At 57.8% G+C, this 23,487-nt stretch carries 23 protein-coding genes; 13 read left to right on the plus strand and 10 right to left on the minus strand.

From position 1 onward, the window contains the following. Window positions 1–1,013 (plus strand): xylose isomerase (locus ACE1BR_RS16045; protein ID WP_374871979.1); only part of this gene is annotated, 1,013 nt, incomplete at its 5' end. A gap of 55 nt (window positions 1,014–1,068) precedes the next feature. Then, the gene (xylB, locus tag ACE1BR_RS16050) at window positions 1,069–2,529 is read left to right on the plus strand and encodes a xylulokinase (protein WP_374871981.1); all 1,461 of its coding nucleotides are present in this window, start codon (window positions 1,069–1,071) and stop codon (window positions 2,527–2,529) included. 51 nt (window positions 2,530–2,580) lie between these two features. Here the strand turns inward: xylB and ACE1BR_RS16055 are convergent, their stop codons facing one another. The 3 genes from ACE1BR_RS16055 to ACE1BR_RS16065 form a co-directional block, all read right to left on the minus strand. Beyond that, a complete protein-coding gene (locus ACE1BR_RS16055; protein ID WP_374871983.1) occupies window positions 2,581–3,792 on the minus strand; it encodes a XylR family transcriptional regulator in 1,212 nt (403 codons plus the stop codon). 105 nt (window positions 3,793–3,897) lie between these two features. After that, window positions 3,898–4,809 carry an arabinose operon transcriptional regulator AraC gene (araC, locus tag ACE1BR_RS16060; protein ID WP_374871985.1) on the minus strand — a complete coding sequence of 304 codons (912 nt, stop codon included), beginning with the start codon at window positions 4,807–4,809 and terminating at the stop codon, window positions 3,898–3,900. Window positions 4,810–5,216: 407 nt separating this feature from the next. Then, complete coding sequence (locus tag ACE1BR_RS16065; RefSeq protein ID WP_374871987.1) at window positions 5,217–5,390, minus strand: hypothetical protein; 174 nt, start codon at window positions 5,388–5,390, stop codon at window positions 5,217–5,219. A 602-nt stretch (window positions 5,391–5,992) separates the two neighbouring features. Between ACE1BR_RS16065 and ACE1BR_RS16070 the strand changes: the two genes are divergently transcribed. Genes ACE1BR_RS16070 through araA form a run of 3 tightly spaced genes read left to right on the plus strand, consistent with a single transcriptional unit; the run spans window position 5,993 to window position 9,894 of the window. Next, on the plus strand, window positions 5,993–7,684 hold the full coding sequence (locus tag ACE1BR_RS16070; protein WP_374871989.1) for a ribulokinase: 1,692 nt from the start codon (window positions 5,993–5,995) through the stop codon (window positions 7,682–7,684). After that, window positions 7,681–8,379, plus strand: coding sequence for an L-ribulose-5-phosphate 4-epimerase (locus tag ACE1BR_RS16075; RefSeq protein WP_374871991.1), 699 nt, complete (start codon window positions 7,681–7,683; stop codon window positions 8,377–8,379). Before ACE1BR_RS16070 ends, ACE1BR_RS16075 begins: the two co-directional genes overlap by 4 nt. A 15-nt stretch (window positions 8,380–8,394) precedes the next feature. Further along, the gene (araA, locus tag ACE1BR_RS16080) at window positions 8,395–9,894 is read left to right on the plus strand and encodes an L-arabinose isomerase (RefSeq protein ID WP_374871993.1); all 1,500 of its coding nucleotides are present in this window, start codon (window positions 8,395–8,397) and stop codon (window positions 9,892–9,894) included. A 100-nt stretch (window positions 9,895–9,994) separates the two neighbouring features. Here the strand turns inward: araA and rlmD are convergent, their stop codons facing one another. Then, window positions 9,995–11,347, minus strand: coding sequence for a 23S rRNA (uracil(1939)-C(5))-methyltransferase RlmD (gene rlmD, locus ACE1BR_RS16085; RefSeq protein ID WP_374871994.1), 1,353 nt, complete (start codon window positions 11,345–11,347; stop codon window positions 9,995–9,997). A 550-nt stretch (window positions 11,348–11,897) separates the two neighbouring features. Between rlmD and ACE1BR_RS16090 the strand changes: the two genes are divergently transcribed. Next, window positions 11,898–13,622, plus strand: coding sequence for a proline--tRNA ligase (locus ACE1BR_RS16090; protein ID WP_374871996.1), 1,725 nt, complete (start codon window positions 11,898–11,900; stop codon window positions 13,620–13,622). A 95-nt stretch (window positions 13,623–13,717) separates the two neighbouring features. Here the strand turns inward: ACE1BR_RS16090 and ACE1BR_RS16095 are convergent, their stop codons facing one another. The 3 genes from ACE1BR_RS16095 to ACE1BR_RS16105 all read right to left on the minus strand — a co-directional run bounded on the left by ACE1BR_RS16095 (window position 13,718) and on the right by ACE1BR_RS16105 (window position 15,900). Continuing rightward, window positions 13,718–14,398: an SDR family oxidoreductase gene (locus ACE1BR_RS16095; RefSeq protein WP_374871998.1), complete on the minus strand. Its 681-nt coding sequence runs from the start codon at window positions 14,396–14,398 to the stop codon at window positions 13,718–13,720. Between the two features lie 324 nt (window positions 14,399–14,722). Beyond that, complete coding sequence (locus ACE1BR_RS16100) at window positions 14,723–15,355, minus strand: TIGR04219 family outer membrane beta-barrel protein (RefSeq protein WP_374872000.1); 633 nt, start codon at window positions 15,353–15,355, stop codon at window positions 14,723–14,725. A 95-nt stretch (window positions 15,356–15,450) separates the two neighbouring features. Then, window positions 15,451–15,900, minus strand: a complete 450-nt coding sequence (locus tag ACE1BR_RS16105; protein WP_374872002.1) for a copper chaperone PCu(A)C — start codon at window positions 15,898–15,900, stop codon at window positions 15,451–15,453. 90 nt (window positions 15,901–15,990) lie between these two features. Here ACE1BR_RS16105 and ACE1BR_RS16110 point away from each other — a divergent pair, with 90 nt between their 5' ends. Beyond that, window positions 15,991–16,740, plus strand: coding sequence for an enoyl-CoA hydratase-related protein (locus ACE1BR_RS16110; RefSeq protein WP_374872004.1), 750 nt, complete (start codon window positions 15,991–15,993; stop codon window positions 16,738–16,740). 12 nt (window positions 16,741–16,752) lie between these two features. Here the strand turns inward: ACE1BR_RS16110 and ACE1BR_RS16115 are convergent, their stop codons facing one another. Continuing rightward, a complete protein-coding gene (locus ACE1BR_RS16115) occupies window positions 16,753–17,181 on the minus strand; it encodes a DUF2753 family protein (protein ID WP_374872006.1) in 429 nt (142 codons plus the stop codon). Between the two features lie 286 nt (window positions 17,182–17,467). On the opposite strand from ACE1BR_RS16115, the gene ACE1BR_RS16120 reads away from it, so the two are divergent. Beyond that, a complete protein-coding gene (locus tag ACE1BR_RS16120) occupies window positions 17,468–18,145 on the plus strand; it encodes a CatB-related O-acetyltransferase (protein ID WP_374872008.1) in 678 nt (225 codons plus the stop codon). A 60-nt stretch (window positions 18,146–18,205) separates the two neighbouring features. On the opposite strand, the gene ACE1BR_RS16125 is transcribed toward ACE1BR_RS16120, so the two are convergent. Further along, complete coding sequence (locus tag ACE1BR_RS16125; protein ID WP_374872010.1) at window positions 18,206–18,913, minus strand: ParB-like protein; 708 nt, start codon at window positions 18,911–18,913, stop codon at window positions 18,206–18,208. Window positions 18,914–19,096: 183 nt separating this feature from the next. On the opposite strand from ACE1BR_RS16125, the gene ACE1BR_RS16130 reads away from it, so the two are divergent. Beyond that, window positions 19,097–20,701: an ABC transporter substrate-binding protein gene (locus ACE1BR_RS16130; protein ID WP_374872012.1), complete on the plus strand. Its 1,605-nt coding sequence runs from the start codon at window positions 19,097–19,099 to the stop codon at window positions 20,699–20,701. A 125-nt stretch (window positions 20,702–20,826) separates the two neighbouring features. After that, window positions 20,827–21,126, plus strand: coding sequence for a hypothetical protein (locus tag ACE1BR_RS16135; protein ID WP_374872014.1), 300 nt, complete (start codon window positions 20,827–20,829; stop codon window positions 21,124–21,126). A 76-nt stretch (window positions 21,127–21,202) separates the two neighbouring features. Here the strand turns inward: ACE1BR_RS16135 and dusA are convergent, their stop codons facing one another. After that, window positions 21,203–22,189 carry a tRNA dihydrouridine(20/20a) synthase DusA gene (dusA, locus tag ACE1BR_RS16140; protein ID WP_374872016.1) on the minus strand — a complete coding sequence of 329 codons (987 nt, stop codon included), beginning with the start codon at window positions 22,187–22,189 and terminating at the stop codon, window positions 21,203–21,205. A 137-nt stretch (window positions 22,190–22,326) separates the two neighbouring features. Between dusA and zur the strand changes: the two genes are divergently transcribed. The 3 genes from zur to ACE1BR_RS16155 are packed head-to-tail and all read left to right on the plus strand — an operon-like array spanning window position 22,327 to window position 23,471. Then, window positions 22,327–22,785, plus strand: a complete 459-nt coding sequence (zur, locus tag ACE1BR_RS16145) for a zinc uptake transcriptional repressor Zur (protein WP_374872018.1) — start codon at window positions 22,327–22,329, stop codon at window positions 22,783–22,785. After that, entirely contained in the window at window positions 22,775–23,236 is a 462-nt protein-coding gene (locus ACE1BR_RS16150; protein ID WP_374872020.1) for a chemotaxis protein CheX, read from the plus strand. Before zur ends, ACE1BR_RS16150 begins: the two co-directional genes overlap by 11 nt. Window positions 23,237–23,240: 4 nt before the next feature. Beyond that, a complete protein-coding gene (locus ACE1BR_RS16155; RefSeq protein WP_374872022.1) occupies window positions 23,241–23,471 on the plus strand; it encodes a hypothetical protein in 231 nt (76 codons plus the stop codon). Window positions 23,472–23,487 lie beyond the last annotated feature (16 nt).

Genomic DNA, 23,487 nt, shown 5'->3' on the forward strand with positions numbered 1-23,487 from the left:
CCATCCCATTAACAACGCCCAACTCAATCAAAGAGTATATCTACAACGTTGCAGCCATGACCGATGTTCTGGCCACCAAGCAACAAGATACAGGCATGAAATTGTTGTGGGGGACCGCTAACTGCTTCTCCCATCCACGTTACGTTTCCGGTGCTGCTACCAACCCAGATCCGGAAGTTTTTGCCTACGCAACCACCCAAGTGCTCCATGCAATGCAGGCTACACAACGTTTGGGTGGTGAAAACTATGTGTTGTGGGGTGGCCGCGAAGGTTACGAAACCCTGCTTAATACCGATCTGCGTCAAGAACGTGAGCAACTGGGTCGCTTTATGCAGATGGTGGTTGAACACAAATACAAGTCAGGCTTCAGTGGGGCTCTATTGATCGAACCCAAACCACAAGAGCCGACCAAACACCAGTACGACTACGACACCGCTACTGTTTATGGTTTCCTCAGGCAGTTTGGTTTGGAAAAAGAGATCAAGGTCAATATCGAAGCAAACCACGCAACCCTGGCGGGCCACAGCTTCCATCACGAAATCACGACCGCTATCTCTTTGGGGATCTTCGGCTCAATCGATGCCAACCGTGGCGATGCACAGCTAGGCTGGGATACCGACCAGTTTCCCAACAGTGTTGAAGAAAATGCTTTGATCATGTACGAAATTCTCAAGGCTGGTGGCTTTACCACTGGTGGTTTCAACTTTGATTCCAAAGTGCGTCGTCAGAGCACCGACAAATATGACCTGTTCCATGGCCACATTGGTGCAATGGATACCATGGCTCTGGCCCTGAAAAAAGCTGCAGCCATGCTGCAAGGTGGCGAGCTGGCCGACCATGTAGCCAAACGCTATGCCGGTTGGAGCGGTGATCTGGGTCGCCAAATTCTGACCGGAAATTTCTCAATAGAATCCCTATCAAAACATGTCGAGCTCAATAATCTGGCGCCGCAGCATCGTTCAGGTCGGCAAGAAATGCTGGAAAACATAGTTAACCGTCACCTGTTTGGCTGATGTCACCTGCTGCCCCCTCCCCGGCTGGGGCAGCTGTCTTTACAGGAGTTCTGTTATGTATTTGGGCATTGATTTAGGCACATCGGGTGTCAAAGCCATAGTCATGAATGACCAGGGGCAGGTAATAGCCAGCGAAACCGCGTCTTTGGAAGTGTCCCGTCCTAACCCATTATGGTCTGAACAAAATCCCGAGCTCTGGTGGCAAGCCACCGATCATGTGGTACACGCACTTGGACAAAAAATTGCCCTCGACCATGTCAAGGCGATTGGGCTCAGTGGCCAAATGCATGGGGCCACTCTGCTCGATGCCAAACAGCGCATCTTGCGTCCGGCTATCTTGTGGAATGATGGGCGCAGCGCTGCCGAATGCGTTGAACTAGAGCAACGAGTCCCCAACTCACGCCATATTACCGGCAACCTGATGATGCCGGGCTTTACCGCTCCCAAACTGCTGTGGGTGGCCAAGAACGAGCCCGAGCTATTTGCACAAATTGACAAAGTATTGCTGCCCAAAGATTATCTGCGTTGGCGTATGAGTGGCGACTTTGCCACTGATCTCTCTGATGCTGCGGGTACTCTGTGGCTGGATGTGCAAAAACGCGACTGGAACGATGAATTACTGACCACTACTGGTCTTTGCCGTGCCCAAATGCCAATTCTGCTGGAGGGTAATCAGATCAGCGGCTACCTGAACCGGGAACAAGCCCGCCACTGGAGCATGAACCCAGTACCAATCATCGGTGGTGGTGGCGATAATGCCGCCGGTGCCGTTGGTGTGGGGCTATATGAACCCGGCCAAGCCATGCTCTCACTTGGCACCTCGGGTGTTTATTTTATCGTGAGTGATGGTTTCTTGTCCGCTCCAGAGCAAGCGGTACACAGCTTTTGCCACGCCCTACCCGAACGCTGGCATCTGATGTCAGTGATGCTCAGCGCTGCATCATGCTTGGATTGGGTCGCCAATCTTACCGGTCTACCCAGTGTCGCAGCACTATTTGCTGAGATCGAAACCAGCCCGCCAGCCAGCACACCACCTTATTTTTTGCCCTATCTCAGTGGTGAACGCACCCCGCATAACAATCCTCACGCCAAAGGTAGTTTCTTTAATCTAACTCATGAGCATCAACGAGCCGACCTGTGTCGCGCCGTACTCGAAGGGGTGAGTTTTGCACTAGCTGATGGCATGACAGCCGTCCATGCTTGTGGCATCAAACCGACACAAGTAACCCTGATCGGTGGTGGTGCCCGCAGCCCCTATTGGCGTCAAATGTTGGCAGACATCAGCGGAATGACCATGGAGTATCGAGTCGGCGGTGACGTCGGGCCAGCTCTCGGTGCGGCTCGTTTAGCTCAAATGAGTTGTCAACCTGAACGCCATGTAGAGGATGTGTTACCAAAACTGGAGTTATCCCAGATACATGTGCCAGACCTGAAGCGACATGTAGAATACCAAGCCAGACATTGTACCTTCCGCCGTCTGTATCAACAGTTATTGCCATTGATGCAAGGTGAATAATAAAATGGCGACTTCGGTCGCCACATAATCAAGTTAAATATATTTTCTGATTTAATTACACTCGATGTTACTTGTTTTCAACAAACCACAATGCCGCTCACGATATTCACCTGGCGTAAGCCCCATTTCTTTTTTGAATACAGTGTAAAAATACTGCACTGATGGATAACCACATGTGATAGAGATATCACCGATAGGCAGGCTGGTATTGATTATCAACTGACGGGCTCGTTCAAGCTTTTCAGTATGAATTGCACCATGCAATGTCTGGCCTGTTTCAATTTTGAATCTATTCTCCAAATTGGACCTCGACACACCAATGGCATCAAGCACCTGCTCAACCTTGATCCCCTTGGTAGCATGACGTCGAATATAGTGCATTGCCTGTACAACTAAGGGGTCGCTCAATGAACGAAAATCTGTCGAGCTACGGGCAATAATACCTACTGGTTTTATTTTAATTCGCATCAACTTAGCGGGGGGCTGACCTAACAACAGTTGATGTAATAACTTGGCAGCTTGATACCCCATCTGACAAGTGCCCTGCAAGACGGATGTCAGGGCCGTACGAGATAAAAATCGGGTCAACTCTTCATTATCTATACCGACCACACATAAGTGTTCTGGAACGGCAATGCCAGTATGTTCACATATTTGTAATAAATGACGAGCTCTCGCATCAGTTACAGAAATTATACCCGTTTGACTGGGTAGATTTTGCAACCAATCCGCCAGTCTATTTTGCGCATATTGCCAATTCTCTGGCGAGGTTTCCAAACCAAGATATACGTTGGGTGGTTGCATCTCTCGCTGCATAAGGCGAACAAACGCTTGCTCTCGCTCATGTGCCCAAGGGCGCAGTGGAGATGACGGCACACCATAAAAAGCAAAATGCGTTAGACCCTTTTGTTTTAGGTGCTCTAGAGCGCTACTAATCAATGCCTGATTATCTGTTGCCACATAGTGATGATGGGGATATTCACCGTGATTATGGTAGGATCCACCTACAGCAACCAGCGGCACCTTGATATCATAAAGCAATGCTCGAATTTGTGGATCATCGAAATCGGCGATGACACCATCAACACCACACCCCAGATAATCAAGAATACGTTCCGGCTTGGCCAAAAAGTCTTCTTCAATAAAGATATCCCAGTCACATTGAGAAGCCTGTAGATACTCACCAACTCCCTCGATCACCTGCCGATCATAAGCTTTATTAGCATTAAACAGGAGGCTAATCCTGTGATGTTTTTCTAGCATAAAATCATCATTAATGACAAATCTCAACCAAATTAACATAACAAAAACTGAACCGTCATTCCGCACCTAATTCTTGCATGTTCTAATTGACGGCGAGCTAAAATATCAAAGTGGAGCGGCGCATCTACGATATTCTGTCGGACTTACACCAACTCTTTTTTTAAACACTCTTGAGAAATAGAGCTGATCATCATAACCGACTTGCTGGCCTATGGTTGCCACCGACATGGGGGTGGTCTGCAGCAGCAACTTGGCCCGCATGATCCGCTGATCCTCGCGCCAGCGCACTATGCTCACCCCCACCTGCTCGCGAAACAAGTGGGCCAGCCGCGAGGGGGACAAGAAGACTTGCTCCGCCAACGCCTCCACCGAGATCTCTGCACAGAGCGACTCGCTCAGGATCTGGCACGCCTGGTGAACCCGGTGATCGATTGTGGGATAGGCATTGAGGGAAGAGGCCTCATAGCAGCGAATGAGCAGGCGCTCCAACAGATTCATCGCCAGCTGCTCCGACATAGGTCTCAGCTGCTTATGGGTCTCTTCAATGTCAAGAAACAGGGCATCAAATTCGTCCAGCAACTCGGCATCCGCCAGTTGCAAGCACCCCACACCATTCGTCACCTGTGGCCACTTGAGCCAGTCGGCCCAATAGGCCCTCGGCCGAAAATAGACCCAACGGTGATACCACTCCTGCGCATCCGGTGCCCGGCCGTAGTAATGTACAGCCGTCGGCGGGAACAACAACAAGTCGCCAGGCTCCACTGTGAACGCATGATCGCCCTGAAAGATCTGCCCCTTGCCCTTGATGGTCAGATTGACGATAAAACCCTTCATCCCTTGGGGGCGATCAATGATGAAGTCGAGTGCACTGCCTCGCTCGATAGGTGTCATGTCAGAGACTAGGAACACGTCAAAGGCGTAGCCGGGCAACAGAGGATTAAGTTGTTTAGGCTTCTCTTTTTGTATTGAGGACATGGCGGAAAACAGAGCTTGAGTAAAAGAATCGACAAAGACCATTATAAAGACTCATGTTAGGAACCCACTATCTGACGGGCCAGCACTGTGTGAAATTGTTGAACTGGCTCACAATGAGTGTGCTCTAGTGCAACCAGCAACATCTATAAACAGTGCAAGCTCAGGTTCTGCGGCTTGCGCCTGCTGGAGTGGATCATTGCGAACCTGTTTGTAGTGCTCGCACAACATGACGGCAAGCAAGATCAGGTACATACCAAGTACTGGCAAAGGAGGAGATGTTACGTAGTCTCCATTAACCTTGGGGGCGGAACCTCAGCGATGATTTAGACGATCTTATCGATGCCCCCATCATGGAGACACGCCCCAGCGCACAGACTAAGACACCACCAGCTTGAAACTTATGGTGGTCTTATTGAACCGCAGGTCGAAGAACATGAATCAGAGGGTTATCAACCCGTCCGAGGGGATGATCCCGAGCTGGATGGACCTGCCGGCACAGTTTCCCTCATCAGCGCATGCATCGTGCCCTCTTGGCATAAGAAGGAGGCGTTTTTCGGCGCCTTGACGCCGGGAAACACCTTGCTGATATCGAAAAATTCCAGATAAAAAACAGATTGATTCATGCCATCACTCCAACCAACAGGAATAGTGCAAGCTGCCATATTGGTATCAGGATGTTGATAACATCAATTACTGACTGTTCTTTTGCTACTCAGCCTTGACGTTGTCGCGAATGATGAGCACCACATCTGTCTCTTCGTTGAACCAGGCAGATTAACCAGTTAGCACAGCTTCAATGCAGAAAAAGCAGTATTTACCATACAAATTGAAAAACCTACTGCAATCATGCTTTTAACTATTTTGTTCATACAAGTGTCTCCAACTGCTCTATCAATCCATGTAGCAGTGCAGTGGTTCCGTTTATTTACTTAGCATCCGTATAAAAACACTTTAAAACATGACGTTACTGTTTAATTTAAATGAGAGAGCCAAGTTATAAACGTTTTATCGATAAAAAATAGAGAGCAGGATCACGCCATAAGATTGCAGCTATTTTATCTATATATTTAGCGAAATAGTCACATATCAAACTCTGGCGGATCGTCCCCCTCTTACACTGACAGCGTATAAATCCATATTTCCAGCAGCCAATGGCTAACCGTCCGTCCAATCCATCTCATATGGTTCCTCACCAGTCACCCCTTCTTGATAGTCAGGAACACGTATGTCTGAACACCCCAAGTCCGAGCACATCGTTATCGGACTCGATTTCGGCAGCGACTCGGTCAGGGCACTCGCCGTGCGCTGCCAGGACGGCGCCGAGCTGGCGACCCATGTCGTCTATTACCCCCGCTGGCAGGCAGGCCACTACTGCCAACCGGTCAACAACCAGTTCCGCCACCACCCCCTCGACTATCTGGAGTCCATGGAGCAGGCGGTGGTCGCGGTGGTGAGCCAACTCACGCCGAGTCAGCGCACCGCCGTGCGTGGCATCGGGGTGGACAGCACCGGCTCCACCCCTGCCCCCATCGACAGAGAGGGGCGCGTGCTGGCCCTGCGTCCGGAGTTTGCCGACAACCCCAACGCCATGTTCGTGCTGTGGAAGGATCACACCGCCATCGAGGAGGCGGAGGCCATCACGGCGCTGTGCCACGGCGGCCAGTTCCCCGACTACAGCCGCTACATCGGCGGGGTCTACTCCTCCGAGTGGTTCTGGGCCAAGATCCTGCACGTCTCCCGCAGTGACGCGGCGGTGCGCGCCGCCGCCTGCAACTGGGTCGAGCTGTGCGACTGGGTCCCCGCCATCCTGAGCGGTACCCAGGCCCCGGCCGACATCCGGCGCGGGCGCTGCTCCGCCGGCCACAAATCCCTCTGGCACCCGAGCTGGGGTGGCCTGCCCCCCGCCGAGTTTCTCAACGCGCTGGATCCGCTGTTGACCGAGGATCTCGACTACCCGCTCTTTACCGACAGCTGGACCGCCGATCTACCGGTCGGCACCCTGACCCCGGAGTGGGCGGAGCGGCTGCATCTCTCCTGCGAGGTGGTGATCGCCGGCGGCGCCTTTGACTGCCACATGGGGGCGGTGGGGGCAGGGGCCGGCAACAATGCGCTGGTCAAGGTGATCGGCACCTCCACCTGCGACATCCTGATCGCCGACGAAGCCACCATCGGTGACCGCGCCATTGCCGGGATCTGCGGCCAGGTGGACGGCAGCGTGGTGCCGGGCATGGTGGGGTTGGAAGCGGGGCAATCGGCGTTCGGCGACATCTATGCTTGGTATCAGCGCCAGCTCGGCTGGCCGCTGGAGAGCCTCGCCGCCCAGTATCCGGAGCTGCGCACCGCCATCGAGGCCCACAAGCGGGAGCTGCTGCCAAGCCTCGCCGCCGCCTGGGAGCAGAAGCGCGATCTGGCCCACCTGCCGGTGGTGCTCGACTGGTTCAACGGTCGCCGCACCCCTTACGCCAACCAGCGCCTGCAAGGCACCGTCACCGGGCTCAACCTCGGCACCGATGTGCCCGATCTGTTCGGTGCCCTGGTGGCCTCCACCGCCTTTGGGGCCCGCAGCATCATGGAGTGCATGACCCACCAGCAGGTGCCGGTGGAACAGGTGATCGCCCTTGGCGGCATCGCCCGCAAGTCGACCACCGTGATGCAGACCTGCGCTGACGTGATGAACAGGCCCATCCAGGTGGTGGCCTCGGATCAGTGCTGCGCCCTGGGAGCGGCCATCTTTGCCGCCGTAGCGGCCGGGATCCACGGCGATGTGGCCAAGGCTCAGCGCCACATGGCGAGCGCCGTGGAGCGCACCCACCAGCCTGACCCTGAGCGGGTCACCGAATACGAGCGCCTCTACCAGCGCTACCTCGCCTGGGGCGCCGCCGCCGAGCCGCTCTACAACCGGGGGATACCGGCATGAACCTCAAGATGCTCAAGGAGCAGGTGCTCGTCGCCAACCTGGATCTGCCGCGCCACGAGCTGGTGACCTTCACCTGGGGCAACGTCAGCGGCATCGACCGAGAGCGCAATCTGGTGGTGATAAAGCCGAGTGGCGTCAGCTATGAGCGGATGCTGCTGGAGGACATGGTGGTGCTGGATCTGGCGGGCAAGCAGGTGGAAGGCACCTTGCGCCCCTCCTCCGATACCGCCACCCATCTGGTGCTCTATCGCGCCTATCCCGAGCTTGGCGGCGTGGTGCACACCCACTCCACCCACGCCACCGCCTGGGCCCAGGCGGGGCGTGCCATCCCCATTTTCGGCACTACCCAGGCCGACTACTTTCACGGCGAGATCCCCTGCTCGCGCCTGCTCACCCCGGGTGAAGTGGAGGAGGATTACGAGGGACTGACCGGTCACCTCATCGTCGAGACCCTCAAGCAGACGCCCATTCTCACCATGCCGGGGGTGCTGGTGGCCAACCACGGTCCCTTCAGCTGGGGCAAGAGTGCCGAGGACGCGGTACACAACGCCGTGGTGCTGGAAGAAGTGGCCCGCATGGCTTGGCTCACCGGCCAGATCAACCCCGCGGCCCGCCTCTTGCCTGATTACCTGCTGGAGAAGCACTACCAGCGCAAGCATGGCTCACACGCCTATTACGGCCAGACAAAAGCATAAACAGAGGACACCAAGATGGAATTGATGAAACAGCTGGAAGTGTGGTTCCTGGTCGGCAGCCAGCACCTGTATGGCGCCGCCACCCTGAAGCAGGTGGCCGATCACGCCCACACCATCACCAGCCAGCTCAATGAGCACGCCAGCCTGCCGGTCAAGATCGTGCTCAAGCCTACCGGCACCACCCTCGACGAGATAAGCGCGGTAGCCCGCGATGCCAACCACGACCAGCGCTGCATCGGGCTCATGGTGTGGATGCACACCTTCTCCCCCGCCAAGATGTGGATCCCGGCCCTCAGCCAGTTGCAAAAACCCCTGCTGCAGTTCCATACCCAGTTCAACCGAGAGCTACCCTGGAGCGAGATCGACATGGACTTCATGAACCTGAACCAGACCGCCCACGGCGGCCGTGAGTTTGGTTTCATGGGGGCTCGCCTGCGCCTGCCGCGCACCGTGGTGGTCGGTCACTGGCAGGATGAAGAGGCCCACCGTAAGCTGGGTAACTGGATGCGAGTCGCCGCTGCCATTCACGACAGCCGCCACCTGAAGATCGCCCGCTTTGGCGACAACATGCGCAACGTGGCGGTTACCGAGGGCGACAAGATTGAGGCTCAGATCCAGTTCGGTTATCAGGTGAACTACCACCCGGTCGGCGATCTGGTGAAGGTGATCGACGCCGTGCCTGCAAGCGACATCGAGGCGCTGCTGGCCGAATACGAAGAGAGCTACACCCTGACCGAGGCAGTGCAGGCGGGCGGGCCGCTTCGCGCCTCCCTCTATGAGGCGGCGCGCCAGGAGCTGGGGATGAAGAAATTCCTCACCGACGGCGGTTTTGGCGCCTTTACTACCACCTTTGAAGACCTTCACGGCCTGCACCAGCTGCCGGGGCTCGCCTGTCAGCGCCTGATGCAGCAAGGCTTCGGTTTCGGCGCGGAAGGGGACTGGAAGACCGCGGCCCTGCTGCGCACCCTCAAGGTGATGGGGGCAGGTCTTGCGGGCGGCACTTCTTTCATGGAGGACTACACCTACCATCTGGAGGCGGGCAACAACCTGGTGCTGGGCGCCCATATGCTGGAGGTCTGCCCCTCCATCGCCGCCGATAAACCCGTGCTGGATGCCCAGCACTTAGGGATAGGCAAGAAGGCCGACCCGGCCCGCCTGCTGTTCGCGGCCCCCGCCGGGAAGGCGGTCAACGCCAGCCTCATCGATCTGGGCAACCGCTTCCGGCTGGTGGTCAATCAGCTGGAAGTGGTGGACCTGCCAGAGGCCATGCCGAAACTGCCGGTGGCCAGCGCCCTGTGGCAACCCATGCCGGACCTGCAAACCAGCGCAGAGGCCTGGATCCTGGCCGGGGCCGCCCACCACTCGGTGTTTACCCAGTCGGTGGATATAGCGCAGTTGCGCACCTTCGCCGACCTCATGGGCATCGAGTGCGTGGTCATCGACGAGCACACCCGCATCCCCGAGCTCAAGCAGACCCTGCAGTGGAACGAGGTGTACTACAAAGTGTGCAACTAATTAACCAGTGGATGACTCACGATTTGCCACGGAGGATTTCTGCCCATAAAAAACGACGCCAGCTGGCGTCGTTTTTTATGGGCAGAAATCAGGGACTGACTTATGCCTTGGCGGGCAGGCTCAGGCGGGCAACTGCTTCCACATGCATGGAGTGCGGGAACATATCGACCGGCTGCACCTCATCCAGCACGAAGCCCTGCTTGACCAGCCAGGCGAGATCGCGGGCCAGAGTCTGCGGGTTGCAGGAGACATAGACCAGACGACGGGGCGCCATGGCGACCAGGGTCTGCAGTACCGCCTTGTCACAGCCTTTGCGGGGCGGATCCATCACCACCACGTCAGCGGTCACGCCCTGCGCGTGCAGCTCGGGCATCAGCTGTTCGGCTTTACCCACGTGGAATTCGGTGTGCTCGATGCCGTTGAGGGCCGCGTTGCGACGGGCATCGCTGATGGCGCTCTCGACCGACTCGATCCCCACCACCTTGGCGGCCTTGCCGGCCAGGAACAGGGAGATGGTGCCGATACCGCAATAGATGTCGAACACCGTTTCGTTACCGGTCAGCTCGGCATACTCAAGCGCGCTGGAGTAGAGCACATCGGTCTGGGTCGGGTTGTTCTGGAAGAAGGAGAGCGGCGAGATCTCGAACTCGAGCTCGTGGATCTTGTCGCGGATCACCCCTTCGCCCAGCAGCACCCGGTTGGTAGCGCCCAGAATGCGGTTGGTGCGCTCATCGTTGATGTTCTGCACCAGAGTGGTGACCGGCAGATCACTCAGGGCAGCCAGCAGCTCGGCTTCGAACGGCAGCTCTTCGCTCAGGGTCACCAGCACCACCATCAGCTCGCCGCTCTTGAAGCCCTTGCGGGTCATCAGGTTGCGCACGCAGCCGGTGTGGTTCACTTCGTCATAGGCGGCGATGTCATGCTCGCGCATCCAGTTGCGCACCCGGGCGTTCAGTTCCACATGCAGCGAGTCCTGCACCGCGCAGTCATCGGCGGTGATGAGGTCGTGGGAGTGCTTGCGATAAAAACCGATCTCGGCACCGGCATCGCAGCCACGCACTGCATATTGCGCCTTGTTGCGATAGGCGAACGGGCTCTCCATGCCAAGGATATCCTTGACCGGAGTGTCACCCAGCCCGGCCTGCGCCAGGGCGCTCTGCACCAGGGCCTGCTTGAGCTTGAGCTGGGCCGGATAGGCCAGCGGACGCACCTGACAGCCACCGCACTCGGTGTTGGGGCAGAAGTCGGCTACCCGGTCGGCGGAGGGCTGGAGCAGCTCGGCAACCTTGCCGTGCAGGTAGTTGGGCTTGACCTCGGTCAGCTCGACCAACGCCTGCTCACCCGGCAGCAGACCTTCGACAAACAGGGGGCGGTCGAACAGGCGTCCTTTGCCATCTCCTTTGTCGGTCAGTTCCAGGATCTCGATCTGGTGTTGATGTCCCACTAGCGGCATGAGCGGCTCCAAAAGTACAAATAAAGAGGGGGCGACGGGGCCGGTTTGGCCGACCCGTCACGAAAAGGTGGCAGAGTTTAGCGGAGATCCGGCCAAATTGCAGGCATTAAAAGCCCAATGGTTGTGGTACTACCCGCCCCGCTTTTGCATCCCGGCCAAATGGCCCGTGAGCAACGCCCCGCCAGCCCCCGTTCACCGCTGGTTGCGGCAAGGTAGCTCCCGTCAGGATCGGCCAATCCCCCTATCGAGCCATCAGTGGCACGCTGCGGCCCGTTACAGGGACAAACCACGCGGTATAAATCAAATTTATGGGTTTTCCTAAAATGGCCAAACTTTTACTTATACCAAGCCAATTGCGGTCACATGCGCCTCCGGCCAGCCGATGATGGCCAGCCGGGCATCCCCTCCGATCCGGACAAGATGGCCGGCCCGCGCCGCCCTTTCGCGGCTGCGGCAAATTTAGCCCTTGGGCCGCAACGCCCAGCCTGTTAAAATTCCGCCCTTGAAATTATCCTGGGCCCCGCGCCCGTTCTAGCTAAGGTCTACCGCGATGCGTACCAGCCAATATCTGCTTTCCACTCTCAAGGAAACCCCCTCCGACGCTGAAGTTGTCAGCCACCAGCTGATGCTGCGCGCCGGGATGATCCGTAAACTGGCCTCCGGCATGTATGCCTGGTTGCCAACCGGTCTGCGGGTACTGAAGAAAATCGAGAACATTGTTCGCGAAGAGATGAACAATGCTGGTGCCATCGAAGTCTCCATGCCGGTGGTTCAGCCCGCCGAGCTGTGGCAGGAGTCCGGCCGCTGGGATGACTACGGCCCCGAGCTGTGCCGTCTGACCGACCGTCACAACCGTCCCTTCGTACTGGGCCCGACCCACGAAGAGGTGATCACCTCGCTGATCCGTTACGAAGTGAACAGCTACAAGCAGCTGCCGCTCAACCTCTACCAGATCCAGACCAAGTTCCGCGACGAAGTGCGCCCCCGTTTCGGCGTGATGCGTGGCCGCGAATTCCTGATGAAGGATGCCTACTCCTTCCACATCGACAAAGAGTCTCTGGTCGATACCTACGAGAAGATGCACGCCGCCTACTGCAAGGCGTTCACCCGCATGGGTCTGAACTTCCGTCCGGTGCAGGCCGATACCGGCTCCATCGGTGGTACCGGTTCCCACGAATTCCAGGTGCTGGCCGAGAGCGGTGAAGACCTGATCGCCTTCTCCGATACATCAGATTACGCCGCCAACATCGAGATGGCTGAAGCGCTGGCGCCAGCTGGCGAGCGCGCTGCCGCAACCAAAGCCCTGACCAAGGTTGCTACCCCGAACGTTCACACCATCGACGAAGTGGCCGCTTTCCTGAACGTGGCACCGACCGCCATCGCCAAAACCCTGCTGGTACTGGCAGAGGAAGATGAGCACGGCAAGCAGGCCGTCATCGCGCTGGTACTGCGTGGCGACCACGAACTGAATGAAATCAAGGCCGAGAAACTGGCTGGCGTAGCCAACCCGCTGACCTTCGCCAACGACGAGCAGATCAAAGCGGCCGCCGGTTGCGACGCAGGCTCCATCGGCCCGGTCGGCTTTGCCGGTCGCATCATCGTCGATCGCAGCGCCGCCCATCTGGCGGACTTCGTCTGCGGCGCCAACGAGACCGGTTTCCACCTGACCGGTGCCAACTGGGATCGCGACATCACCGCTTACGAAGTTGCCGACCTGCGCAACGTAGTAGAAGGCGACCCGAGCCCGTGCGGCCAGGGCAAGCTGCTGCTCAAGCGCGGTATCGAAGTGGGCCACATCTTCCAGCTGGGTACCAAGTACTCCGAAGCGATGAAGGCGAGCGTGCTGAACGAAGGCGGCAAGTCCGTCACCATGGAGATGGGTTGCTACGGTATCGGGGTTTCCCGCCTGGTGGCCGCCGCCATCGAGCAGAACAACGACCAGTACGGCATCATCTGGCCGGATGCCATCGCTCCGTTCGAAGTGGCCATCGTGCCGATGAACATGCACAAATCCGAGCGCGTGGCCGAACAGGCACAGCAGTTCTACGCAGAGCTGAAAGCGGCCGGTGTGGACGTGCTGTTCGACGACCGTAAAGAGCGTCCGGGCGTGATGTTCGCCGACATGGAGCTGCTGGGTGTGCCGCACGCCATCGTCATCGGCGATCGCGGTCTGGACAACGGCGTGGTGGAGTACAAGTGCCGCCGCTCCGGCGAGAAGCAGGAAGTGGCCATCAGCGAGATTATCGCCATGCTCAAGGCCAAGCTGGGCCGTTAATTCCGCCCCCTTGCCTGAATAAAAAAGCGCGCCAAATGGCGCGCTTTTTGTTTCTGTGTGCTCTGACGACCACAACCGGATGACGGATAGCTGCCTCAGGGATTGCGACCGATAAAGAGATCGGTCACGTGGCAGCTGCTTCGAGCTTCCAGTGCGTCGAGCATATAGGCCGCCGCATCTTCCGGAGTCATGAAACCACTCGAGTCAACGTGATCCGAGTTATCCCAGAATTCGCTGCGGATCCCGCCCGGATAGAGGTTGACCAGCCGCAGCGGCGAGCCTTTCAGCTCGGCGCGCAACGACTCCAGAAAGCCACGCATCCCCCATTTGGAGGCGCAGTAGAGGCTCTCGTTGGCCTTGCCCACCTGCGCGGCGGAGGAGAGCACGTTGGCCAGTACCCCGCCCTTCTCGCCGATAAGGCGCACCGTCTGCTGAGCCACCAGAATGGTGGAGATGAGATTGCTCTCCACCACCCGGCGGATCTGCTCGGCGGTGTAGACACTGACCGGGCCAAACTCGCCAGCGCCAGCGCAGTGGAGCACCATGTCGGGCAGGCCGCCCCACTCCACCGCAGCGGCGAAGGCAACGTCGACCTCTTCATGGTGCGCCAGATCGGCGGCGATGCCGATCACCGCGTTGCCGAGCAGTTGTTCCTGCTCCTGCAGTCGCTGATAACGGCGCCCCATCATGGAGACCTGATGGCCCCGCTCAACCAACCCAATGGTCAGCGCCCGGCCCAGACCGGAACCGGCACCTGTCACTATGATGTGGCCCATTATCGCTCCTCGTCGTCAGTTGACGGTCAGATTAGAAAGTGAATTCACCACCCATAAACCAGCCATCAACAGAGAATGCTCTGATAGATGTTGGCGAAGAATATCACTCCCCATTGTCATGACGGTCAGATTAGAAAGTGAACTCACCACCCATGAACCAGCCATCAACAGAATGCTCTGATAGATGTTGGCGAAGAATATCACCCCCCATTGTCATGACGGTCAGATTAGAAAGTGAATTCACCACCCATGAACCAGCCATCAACAGAATGCTCTGATAGATGTTGGCGAAGAATATCACTCCCCATTGTCATGACGGTCAGATTAGAAAGTGAACTCACCACCCATGAACCAGCCATCAACAGACTGGTCGATGTTGGCGAAGTCGACCTTGGCTTCACGCCAGCCGGCACGCAGCTTGACCGGCACGGAAGAGAACTTGTATGCACCGCCCAGACGGTAGTCATAGTTGTCCGCATCGTGAGTGCGCAGATCGCCGAAGAAGGAGATGCCGGTACCCGGGACCTTCACTTCACTACCGGCATAGGCCATCAGAGTGTTGTCGTCATAGCCCTTGCGACCGATGTAAACCTGTTCGCCATCGTAGTGACGACCGGTCATGCCCAGATCGATCTTGAACAGATCGTTGTTGAACAGACGGTAGTAAAGGCTCAGATCGTAGGCGGTCAGGTCGTTCTTGAAGTTGCCGCCGGAGGTGCTGAAATCGGAGATTTCAAACTTGGCGTTCGGCAGGAAGATGATGCCGTGTTCCAGCTGCAGATAGCCGTTCCAGTTATAGCTGTCGTCATAGCTGCCATCGGCAGTTGCACCGTAAGCCTGACCACTACCCTGAGCAGCCCATACATCAGCACCGGCAGCAAAACGCCAGTCATCAGCGGCCATGGCCCCCTGGCTGCACAGAGCCAGTACAACACCGGCAATCAGCGTCTTTTTCATCACGTCACTTCCTCTTGCATACATGGAAAAGAGCACTATTTTACTCGGCACAGCCAAAATACCCAGCGCGAATGCTAAACCAGCGACGACAAATGTCAGTGCTTCATATGCTTCATGCCAGCCATTGGCTCAATCGGCTTCACTGGCAGCGACAAATCCAGCTTCTGACCGTCGTCCATGGTCAGGGTCAGCGGCATCGGGCTCTTTTCGGAGAGCGCGCCAATCTCGAACAACATGATGTGGAAGCTGCCGGGCTGAAGCGCCACTTCGCCCTTGGCCGGGATCTCGATGCTCTCGACCTGACGCATATTCATCACTCCATTCTTGTATAGGTGGGTATGCAGCTCGGCGCGGCCCGCCGCCGAAGAGGCTGCCGCCACCAGCTTGACCGGCTGGTCGGCGTCATTCTTGAGCACCATGAAGGCGGCCGTGTTGGGGGAACCCGGCGGCAGCAAGCGCACATAGCCATCCACAGCATCCACCTTGGCCAGCGCGGGAGCAGCCATGCCAAGCACCAGCAGAGAATAAAGCGCACGTTTAAACATGGTTGAAATCCTTTTATGATGTTGTTAAACGGCACCAAGGTTACTCCAGCAGTAATCTTTTTTGCACCCTTCAATAACAAGGATTTAGACATGGCCCCCATTCTCGTCGCCGAGCAGCAGGATGGCTTGCTCACCCTGACGCTCAACCGCCCCGACAAGCGCAACGCCCTCAACACCGCCCTCTATCAGCAGCTGGTGAGTGCCCTGCAGCAGGCGGCAAGCGATGAGGAGGTGCACGCCCTGCTGCTGCAGGGTCAGCGCGACTGTTTTACTGCGGGCAATGATCTGGCCGATTTCGTCGGCAAGAGTTCGCTGGAGGCCGACGATCCCATCCTGCAGTTCCTCCACACCCTGGCCGATTTTCCCAAGCCGGTGATCGCGGCAGTCGGCGGCCCGGCGGTGGGGATCGGCACCACCATCCTGCTCCACTGCGATCTGGTCTATCTGGCGGATAACGCCCGTCTGCAGCTCCCCTTTGTCGAGCTGGGGCTGGTGCCGGAGTTCGCCTCCAGCCTGCTGCTGCCGCGCATGGTGGGTCATCTCAAGGCAGCGGAGCTGTTGCTGCTGGCCGAGGCAATCGATGCAGAAGAGGCGCTGCGGCTCGGGCTCGCCAACAAGGTGGTGGCGGCCGATACCCTGCTCGCCTTTGCCCGCGAGCAGGGGCTCAAGCTGGCAAGCAAGGCGCCCAAAGCAGTGCAAAAGAGCAAGGCGCTAATGAAACAGGAGCTAAAACAGGCGGTCCACTTCGTCATCGATCTGGAGGCGCGCGCCTTCGCCCAAGCGCTGCAAGGAGAAGAGGCGCAGCAGCGCATTGCCCACAGGCTCAAACGCCGCAGCTGAGATCGACGCCTGTCAGTTGAGGCGAAAGCGGCCGATCAGTTCGCAGCCCTGTACCTTGTCCTGCAACTGGATCAGTTTGGCTATTTCGGGGTTGGGATGGCGCTTCAAGAAGGCGAGCAGGGCGCCGCGACAGCAACCCAGCTCGCTGATCAGCGCCTCGCACTCCCGGTTGGGGCACTGCGGCACCAGCGCTGTCACCAGTTCGGCGGCAAGCTTGAGATAACGCAGCTCGTAAGCGGGTTCATCCATCGACCGCCAGAAGTCGGCCAGCCGGTGGCAGGTGGCGACCCGCATGGTGGCCAGTTCGGCAAGCTCAACCTCGCTCATCTCGTAAACATCCCCCAGCGCCTGCTGATAGAAGCAGACGGCGGCCCCCAGCGAACCGGCCTGCCACGACCGCTCCGCCTCCAGCATGTAACGCTGCCAACTTTCTGGTGTCATCTCGCTCTCCCCTCGCGATTCATCAGGGTGATCCATGATGGCTAATTGAGAATAAATATCAACCAGATGGTTAGTGCAGGATCTATCCATTCTGCTTGGCAAATCACCATTGTTCCCCTTATGATCGCGCCGATTTCCCATATCAGGGCCAACCCCGAATGCGACCCCGTCTGCCCCAAATGCTGGGCTGCTCTCTGCTCTGCGTGCCCCGCATGCTGGTCTGGATCTATTAGCTGCGCGCCATCGAACGCAACCAATTAAATCCATCCAACAAAGGAGTACCAAGATGAAAACCTGCCAGCACTGGTCACAGGTCGAATACCTGCATCTGACGGTCAGCAACCCCAACATCCGCCTCAAGGGGCAACACAGCTACTACTCGGGCGCCTGGGATGGTCCCTTCGAACAGGAGGTGGTGCGCTACCTCTATGGCGACAGCTTCAGCCGCCATCCCGATACCGGCTGGGAGCCGCTGTGGCATATCGACCAGCTCCATATCGGCGACTACGTGCAAATTGCCGCCGGGGTGAAGATCATCATGGGCGGCAACCACACCCACAACACCGCCTTCATCAGCACCTATCCGTTTGCTGATCTGGAAGCGCTCAAGCGCAGTTACCGCCCTGCCGGCGATACCCGCATCGGCAACGATGTCTGGATCGGTATGGAGGCGATGATCATGCCCGGCGTCACCATCGGCGATGGCGCCATCATCGCCGCCCGGGCGCTGGTCACCAAAGATGTGCCGCCCTATGCCATGGTGGCGGGCACGCCAGCGGCCATAGTCCGGATGCGCTTTACCGAGAGCGAGATAGCCCGGCTGCAGGCCCTCGCCTGGTGGGATTGGCCGGACGAACAGGTCAATGCCCTGTTGCCGCTGATCCAGCAAGGTGATGTGGCGCTGCTCGAACAAGCTGCCGCCACCTGGCAGAGTCAGGCTTCTGTGCCAGACGCGACGCAATAACGCGCAGACCGACATAAAAAGAGGGCGACCCGCGGGTCGCCCTCTCTCATGGTTTGACCGTCAACCTGCCGCTTTCGACTGATTGAGGCTGCACTGTCTGCCGGGATAACCGGGCAGATCCTTGGCATCGCTGCCACAGGCGAGTCGTTTGGCCTGCTGCAGGCGGGCCGCCAGATTGGCCCTATCCACCGGCATCCACTGCATCTGCTTGCCGAGCCAGCTGGCCCAGGCAAACTCGACGAAATAGACCTGATTACTCTTGCTGAAATAGCCCGCATTCTGCAGCAACCCGGCCAGAGTGCGATAGGGGTAATCTGGCAGCTTGTCGACACTGCTCGGCAATTGCTCAGGGGTCAACGGTTGCCCCTTCTCATCCTTGAGCCAGGCCCAGTTGTTGTTCTGCATCTGGCTCCAGAAATTGTCTTTATCCTGCACCCGACCGATCACCTTGACCCGCACCTGCTTGAGCCCCTGTTGCCACAGCGCTTTAGTCAGGTGGTGTCTATCGACCAGCCAGTAACCGCCATCCGGCGCAATCACCACAGGGATCTCTTTCTTTTTCATCAACTTGTCGAGCTGTTTTGCGCTCATGCCAACCAAAGCGGCCTGCGTTTCATCCACCTGGATCTGACCAACCCCCCCCTGAGTCGGATGCAGGGCCTCGATGCCGATCTCGCACCAGTTGCCCACCCCAGTGTCGCGCTGGCACGGGGCCAGCGCCCAGGCCCCCTGGCTCAAAACACAGGCCAGCAATAACCATGCTTTCATCGTTTGACACTCCTCGCCACATTGAACTGCAGGGTCGCCAACGACCCCCTTCCCCTCACTTGAGGATGAGAGCCGAATGCTGGCGGTCTGACCAGCAAACGGGATATCATGATTTCCCGTCTGTCGGCGACATTTTCTCGCCGAGTTTTCTCCCCGCTTCACACTATTTGAAGGATCCGACCCATGAAAGGATGGAGCCCCTTGCTGGCCCTGCTGGGCTGCAGCGCAGTCCATGCTGCCGATATTCCTGCCGGAACACAACTCGCCACCGAACAGGTGGTGGTTCGCCACCTGAAAGATGAACCGGCCAGCCTCAGCCCGCTCAAGCTGGTCGGCTTGCCCGAGTTGCAGGTGTTGCGGGATCTGTTCGAAGGGCTGCTGACCCAGGGGCCGGATGGCAAACCCGTCCCCGCCGTTGCCGTGCGCTGGGAGAACAAGGACAACCAGCTCTTCACCTTCCATCTGCGCCCGGATGCGCGCTGGTCCAATGGCGATCCGGTCAAGGCGGGCGACTTCGTCTATGGCTGGCGCAAACTGGTCGATCCGAAGGAGGCGGCCACCTTTGCCTGGTTTGCCCAACTGGCCCGCTTCGACAAGGTGGACGAGATCATGGCAGGCAAACTGCCCGCCAGCGAGCTGGGAGTCAAGGCACTCGACGACCATACCCTGCAGGTGACCCTCTCTCAGCCAGTGCCCTACTTCCTGAGCCTGCTGACCCACCCCAGCCTCTCCCCGTTGCATCAGGCCAGCATCGAGAAATTTGGCAACCAGTGGACCCAGCCCGGCAAGCTCGTCGGTAACGGTGCGTTTGTGTTGAGCAGCCGGGTGGTCAACGAAAAGCTGGATCTGATCCCCAATCCCCACTATTGGGACAAGGCACACACTGTGCTAACGCGGGTCATCTTCATGCCGATCAATCAAGAGACCGCCGCCACCAAACGCTACTTGGCTGGCGATCTCCATATCACCGAGTCCTTCCCCAAAGAGCAGTACGACAAGCTGATGAAAGAGATCCCGGGGCAGGTCTACACCCCGATGCAGCTTGGCACTTACTACTACGCCTTCAATACCCGCCAGCCACCGCTGAGCGATGTGCGGGTGCGCAAAGCGCTCTCCTACGCCATCGACCGTGCCCTGATTGCCGACAAGGTGCTCGGTACCGGTGAGAAGCCGGCCTACCACTTCACCCCGGATGTGACTGCGGGCTTCGAGCCCAAGGCCAATCTGCTCTCAAGCAGCAGCCAGCAGGAGCTGGACAACAAGGCACAGGCGTTGCTCAAGGAAGCAGGTTACGGCCCGGACAAACCGCTCAAGCTCTCCCTGCTCTACAACACCGCGGAAGTGCACAAGAAGATGGCGCTCGCCATTGCCAATATGTGGAAGCAGAAGCTGGGCGCCCAGGTGGAGCTGACCAATCAGGAGTGGAAAACCTATCTCGACAGCCGCCAGAGCGGCCAGTTCGAAGTGATCCGATCCTCCTGGGTGGCCGACTACAACGATCCGTCAGCTTTCCTCGGTCTGTGGGGATCTCACCACAGTGGCAACATGACCGGCTTTGCCAATGCGACCTATGACCAGTTGCTGAGCAAGGCGGCCACCACCCGCGACAGCGGTGCCCGCAGCCGGCTGTTTGATGAAGCGGAGAGCATCCTTGAGCAACAGGCGCCCATCGCCCCCATCTATCAGTACACCAACGCCCGGCTCATCAAGCCCTGGCTCAAGGGCTACCCTATCAACAACCCGGAAGATGTGGCCTATAGCCGCCAGCTCTATATCGTCAAACACTGAGCTGGCATCCAGCGCTGAAACAACGAGGGCCGCCGATTGGCGGCCCTGTTATTGATGCTATTCATATCCCGGATTCAAACATAGAATGCCCGCTTTCCCGCATCATCACTCGCTCACCATTCATCATGCGTTACCTGTTACTGCTCCCCCTGCTCTGGACGCTGCCAGCCCGGGCAGAGAGTGAATCTCACTGCCAGCAAGCCTTTGTCGACTGGATGCTGCACCACCAACAGCAGTTCAGCGATCGCAAGGCGGACAAGATGTCACGGCGGCAGGCCGAGCGAGCTATCGACCTCGCCCGCCAGGAGTACGAAAAGGCGGGCAGCTTCTGCCAGGCCCTGCAGCAAATCGAGGAGGCTCGCGACAGAGATCCCCGCCTCGCCCCGAGAGAGGGGGAGATCCACAACTTCCAGCCCGCCAGCTGAGCCTCTGCTCACGGCCGATTGAGATAAAAAAAGCGCGTCACAAGACGCGCTTTTTTCGCTTTGCCAAACCGCGCCGTTATGCGCCCTGCTCGCTGGCGGCAAACTCCGGCACCTTGGCCATGGCATCCAGCACCACCTGAATACCGGCGCCCGGTTTGCAGGCGTTCTCGCTCAGATGACGGCGCCAGGCGCGAGCACCCTGCATGTTCTGGAACAACCCCAGAATATGGCGGGTCATGTGGGAGAGGTAGTTGCCCTTGGCCAGCTCCTGCTCGATATAGGGCAGCATCATCCGCACCACCTCGTGACGGCTCGGCACGGCGTTGTTCTGACCAAACACCAGATTGTCTACCTGCGCCAGAATATAGGGGTTCTGATAGGCTTCACGCCCCATCATGACACCATCAACATGCTGCAGATGCTCGAGGGTCTGCTCCATGGAAGTGACACCGCCGTTGAGGGCGATGGTGAGATCCGGGTAATCCTGCTTGACCCGATAGACGCGAGGGTAATCGAGCGGCGGGATCTCGCGGTTCTCCTTGGGACTCAGGCCGCTCAGCCACGCCTTGCGGGCATGGACGATGAAGGTATCGCAACCGGCGTCGCGCACCTGCTCGATAAAGGCCTGCAGAAATTCGTAGGAGTCCTGATCGTCGATACCGATACGGGTCTTCACCGTCACCGGAATATCGACCACATCGCGCATCGCCTTGACGCAGTCCGCCACCAGCGCCGGTTCGCCCATCAGGCAAGCTCCAAAGCGGCCATTCTGCACCCGATCGGAGGGGCAACCGACGTTGATGTTCACTTCGTCATAGCCGCGCTCTTCGGCCAGCTTGGCACAGCGCGCCAGATCGGCGGGATTGCTGCCGCCCAGCTGCAGGGAGATGGGATGCTCCTGCTCGCTGTAACCCAGATAATCCCCCTTGCCGTGGATGATGGCACCAGTGGTCACCATTTCGGTATAGAGCAAGGTCTGGCGGCTCATCAGACGGTGAAAATAACGGCAATGCCGATCGGTCCAGTCCAGCATGGGGGCGATGGAAAAACGCTGCGCCTGCATAAAAATCATCCGGGTTGGCTAAAGAAAGGGGCGGATTTTATCACAACGTGAAGCAGCCCCAGAAAATGAATTTTGTCGCCGCGCCATGCGAGGCCCTGTGATAGTATCCGGCTAATAGAAAGGGTATCTGCGCGATCATGAATCAAGACCAACTTTTACAACGAGCCGAGCGACTCTGTGTACAGCGAGGGATCCGCTTCACCCCGACCCGACGTCAGGTATTTCGCCTGCTTGCGGCACACGGCAACGCCATCAGCGCCTATGATTTGTTAGCCCAGTTGCAGCAAACTGAAGCCAATGCCAAGCCGCCAACCGTTTATCGGGCACTCGATTTCCTGCTCGAACAGGGTTTTGCCCACAAGGTGGAATCGCTCAACGCCTTCATATTTTGCTGTCACTTCGACCATGCCCACCCGATGCAGCTGCTTATCTGCGACCAGTGTGGCGAGGTGGTCGAGCTGCATGACCCGGCGATCGATAGCGCGTTTTCCGAGCAAGCCCATCTCCATGGTTTTACTATTACCAATAAGACGATAGAGGCACATGGTCAATGTGCTCGCTGTACGCCCACTGTAGGAAGTCATCATGAAGGCTGATTTTGTAAACCCGTTCCTGCTATCCCTGCTCAATGTGCTCTCCACCATGGCACAATTGGAACTCAAACCGGGCAAACCCAAGCGCAAGATGGACGAACTGGCTCGCGGTGATGTATCCGGCCTGATCGGCATGGTCGGGCCGCAAACCCGTGGCTCGCTTTCCATCAGCTTCGAGAAGGGACTGGCGCTGGAGATCATGCGCCGCATGCTGGGGGAGGCCCCTGCCACTATCAACGAAGAGGTGACCGACATGGTTGGCGAGATCACCAATATGGTTACCGGTGGCGCCAAACGGATGCTTGGCGAGAAAGGTTACGAATTTGACATGGCCACTCCGGTCATCGTCTCCGGCCCCAACCACACCATCACCCACCGGGCTGATGGCACCAAGATCATGATGCCGTTCGAATCAGATTACGGTCGCGCCACCATCGAAATCTGTTTCGAGTAACTCTATGTGGAAAGCGTTGAAATGGATTTTCATCTGCTGGGCCCTGTTGCTGATCCTGTCGGATATCCAGATCAGCACCTCCCTCTACAAATACGAGGATAACCGGGTACTCATCAACTTCCCGCGCTGGCAAGCCAAACAGCCCTGGGGCACCGTCGAGTGGCATGCCGGGCGGGTACAAACCCACTGGTATGGTCTGGCAGGAAAGCCCAAGCCGGAAGAGCCGCAAATCTGATCCGTCAGAGCGTGAG

This window comes from Aeromonas sp. MdU4 (assembly GCF_041929505.1).
Classification (GTDB): Bacteria; Pseudomonadota; Gammaproteobacteria; order Enterobacterales; family Aeromonadaceae; genus Aeromonas.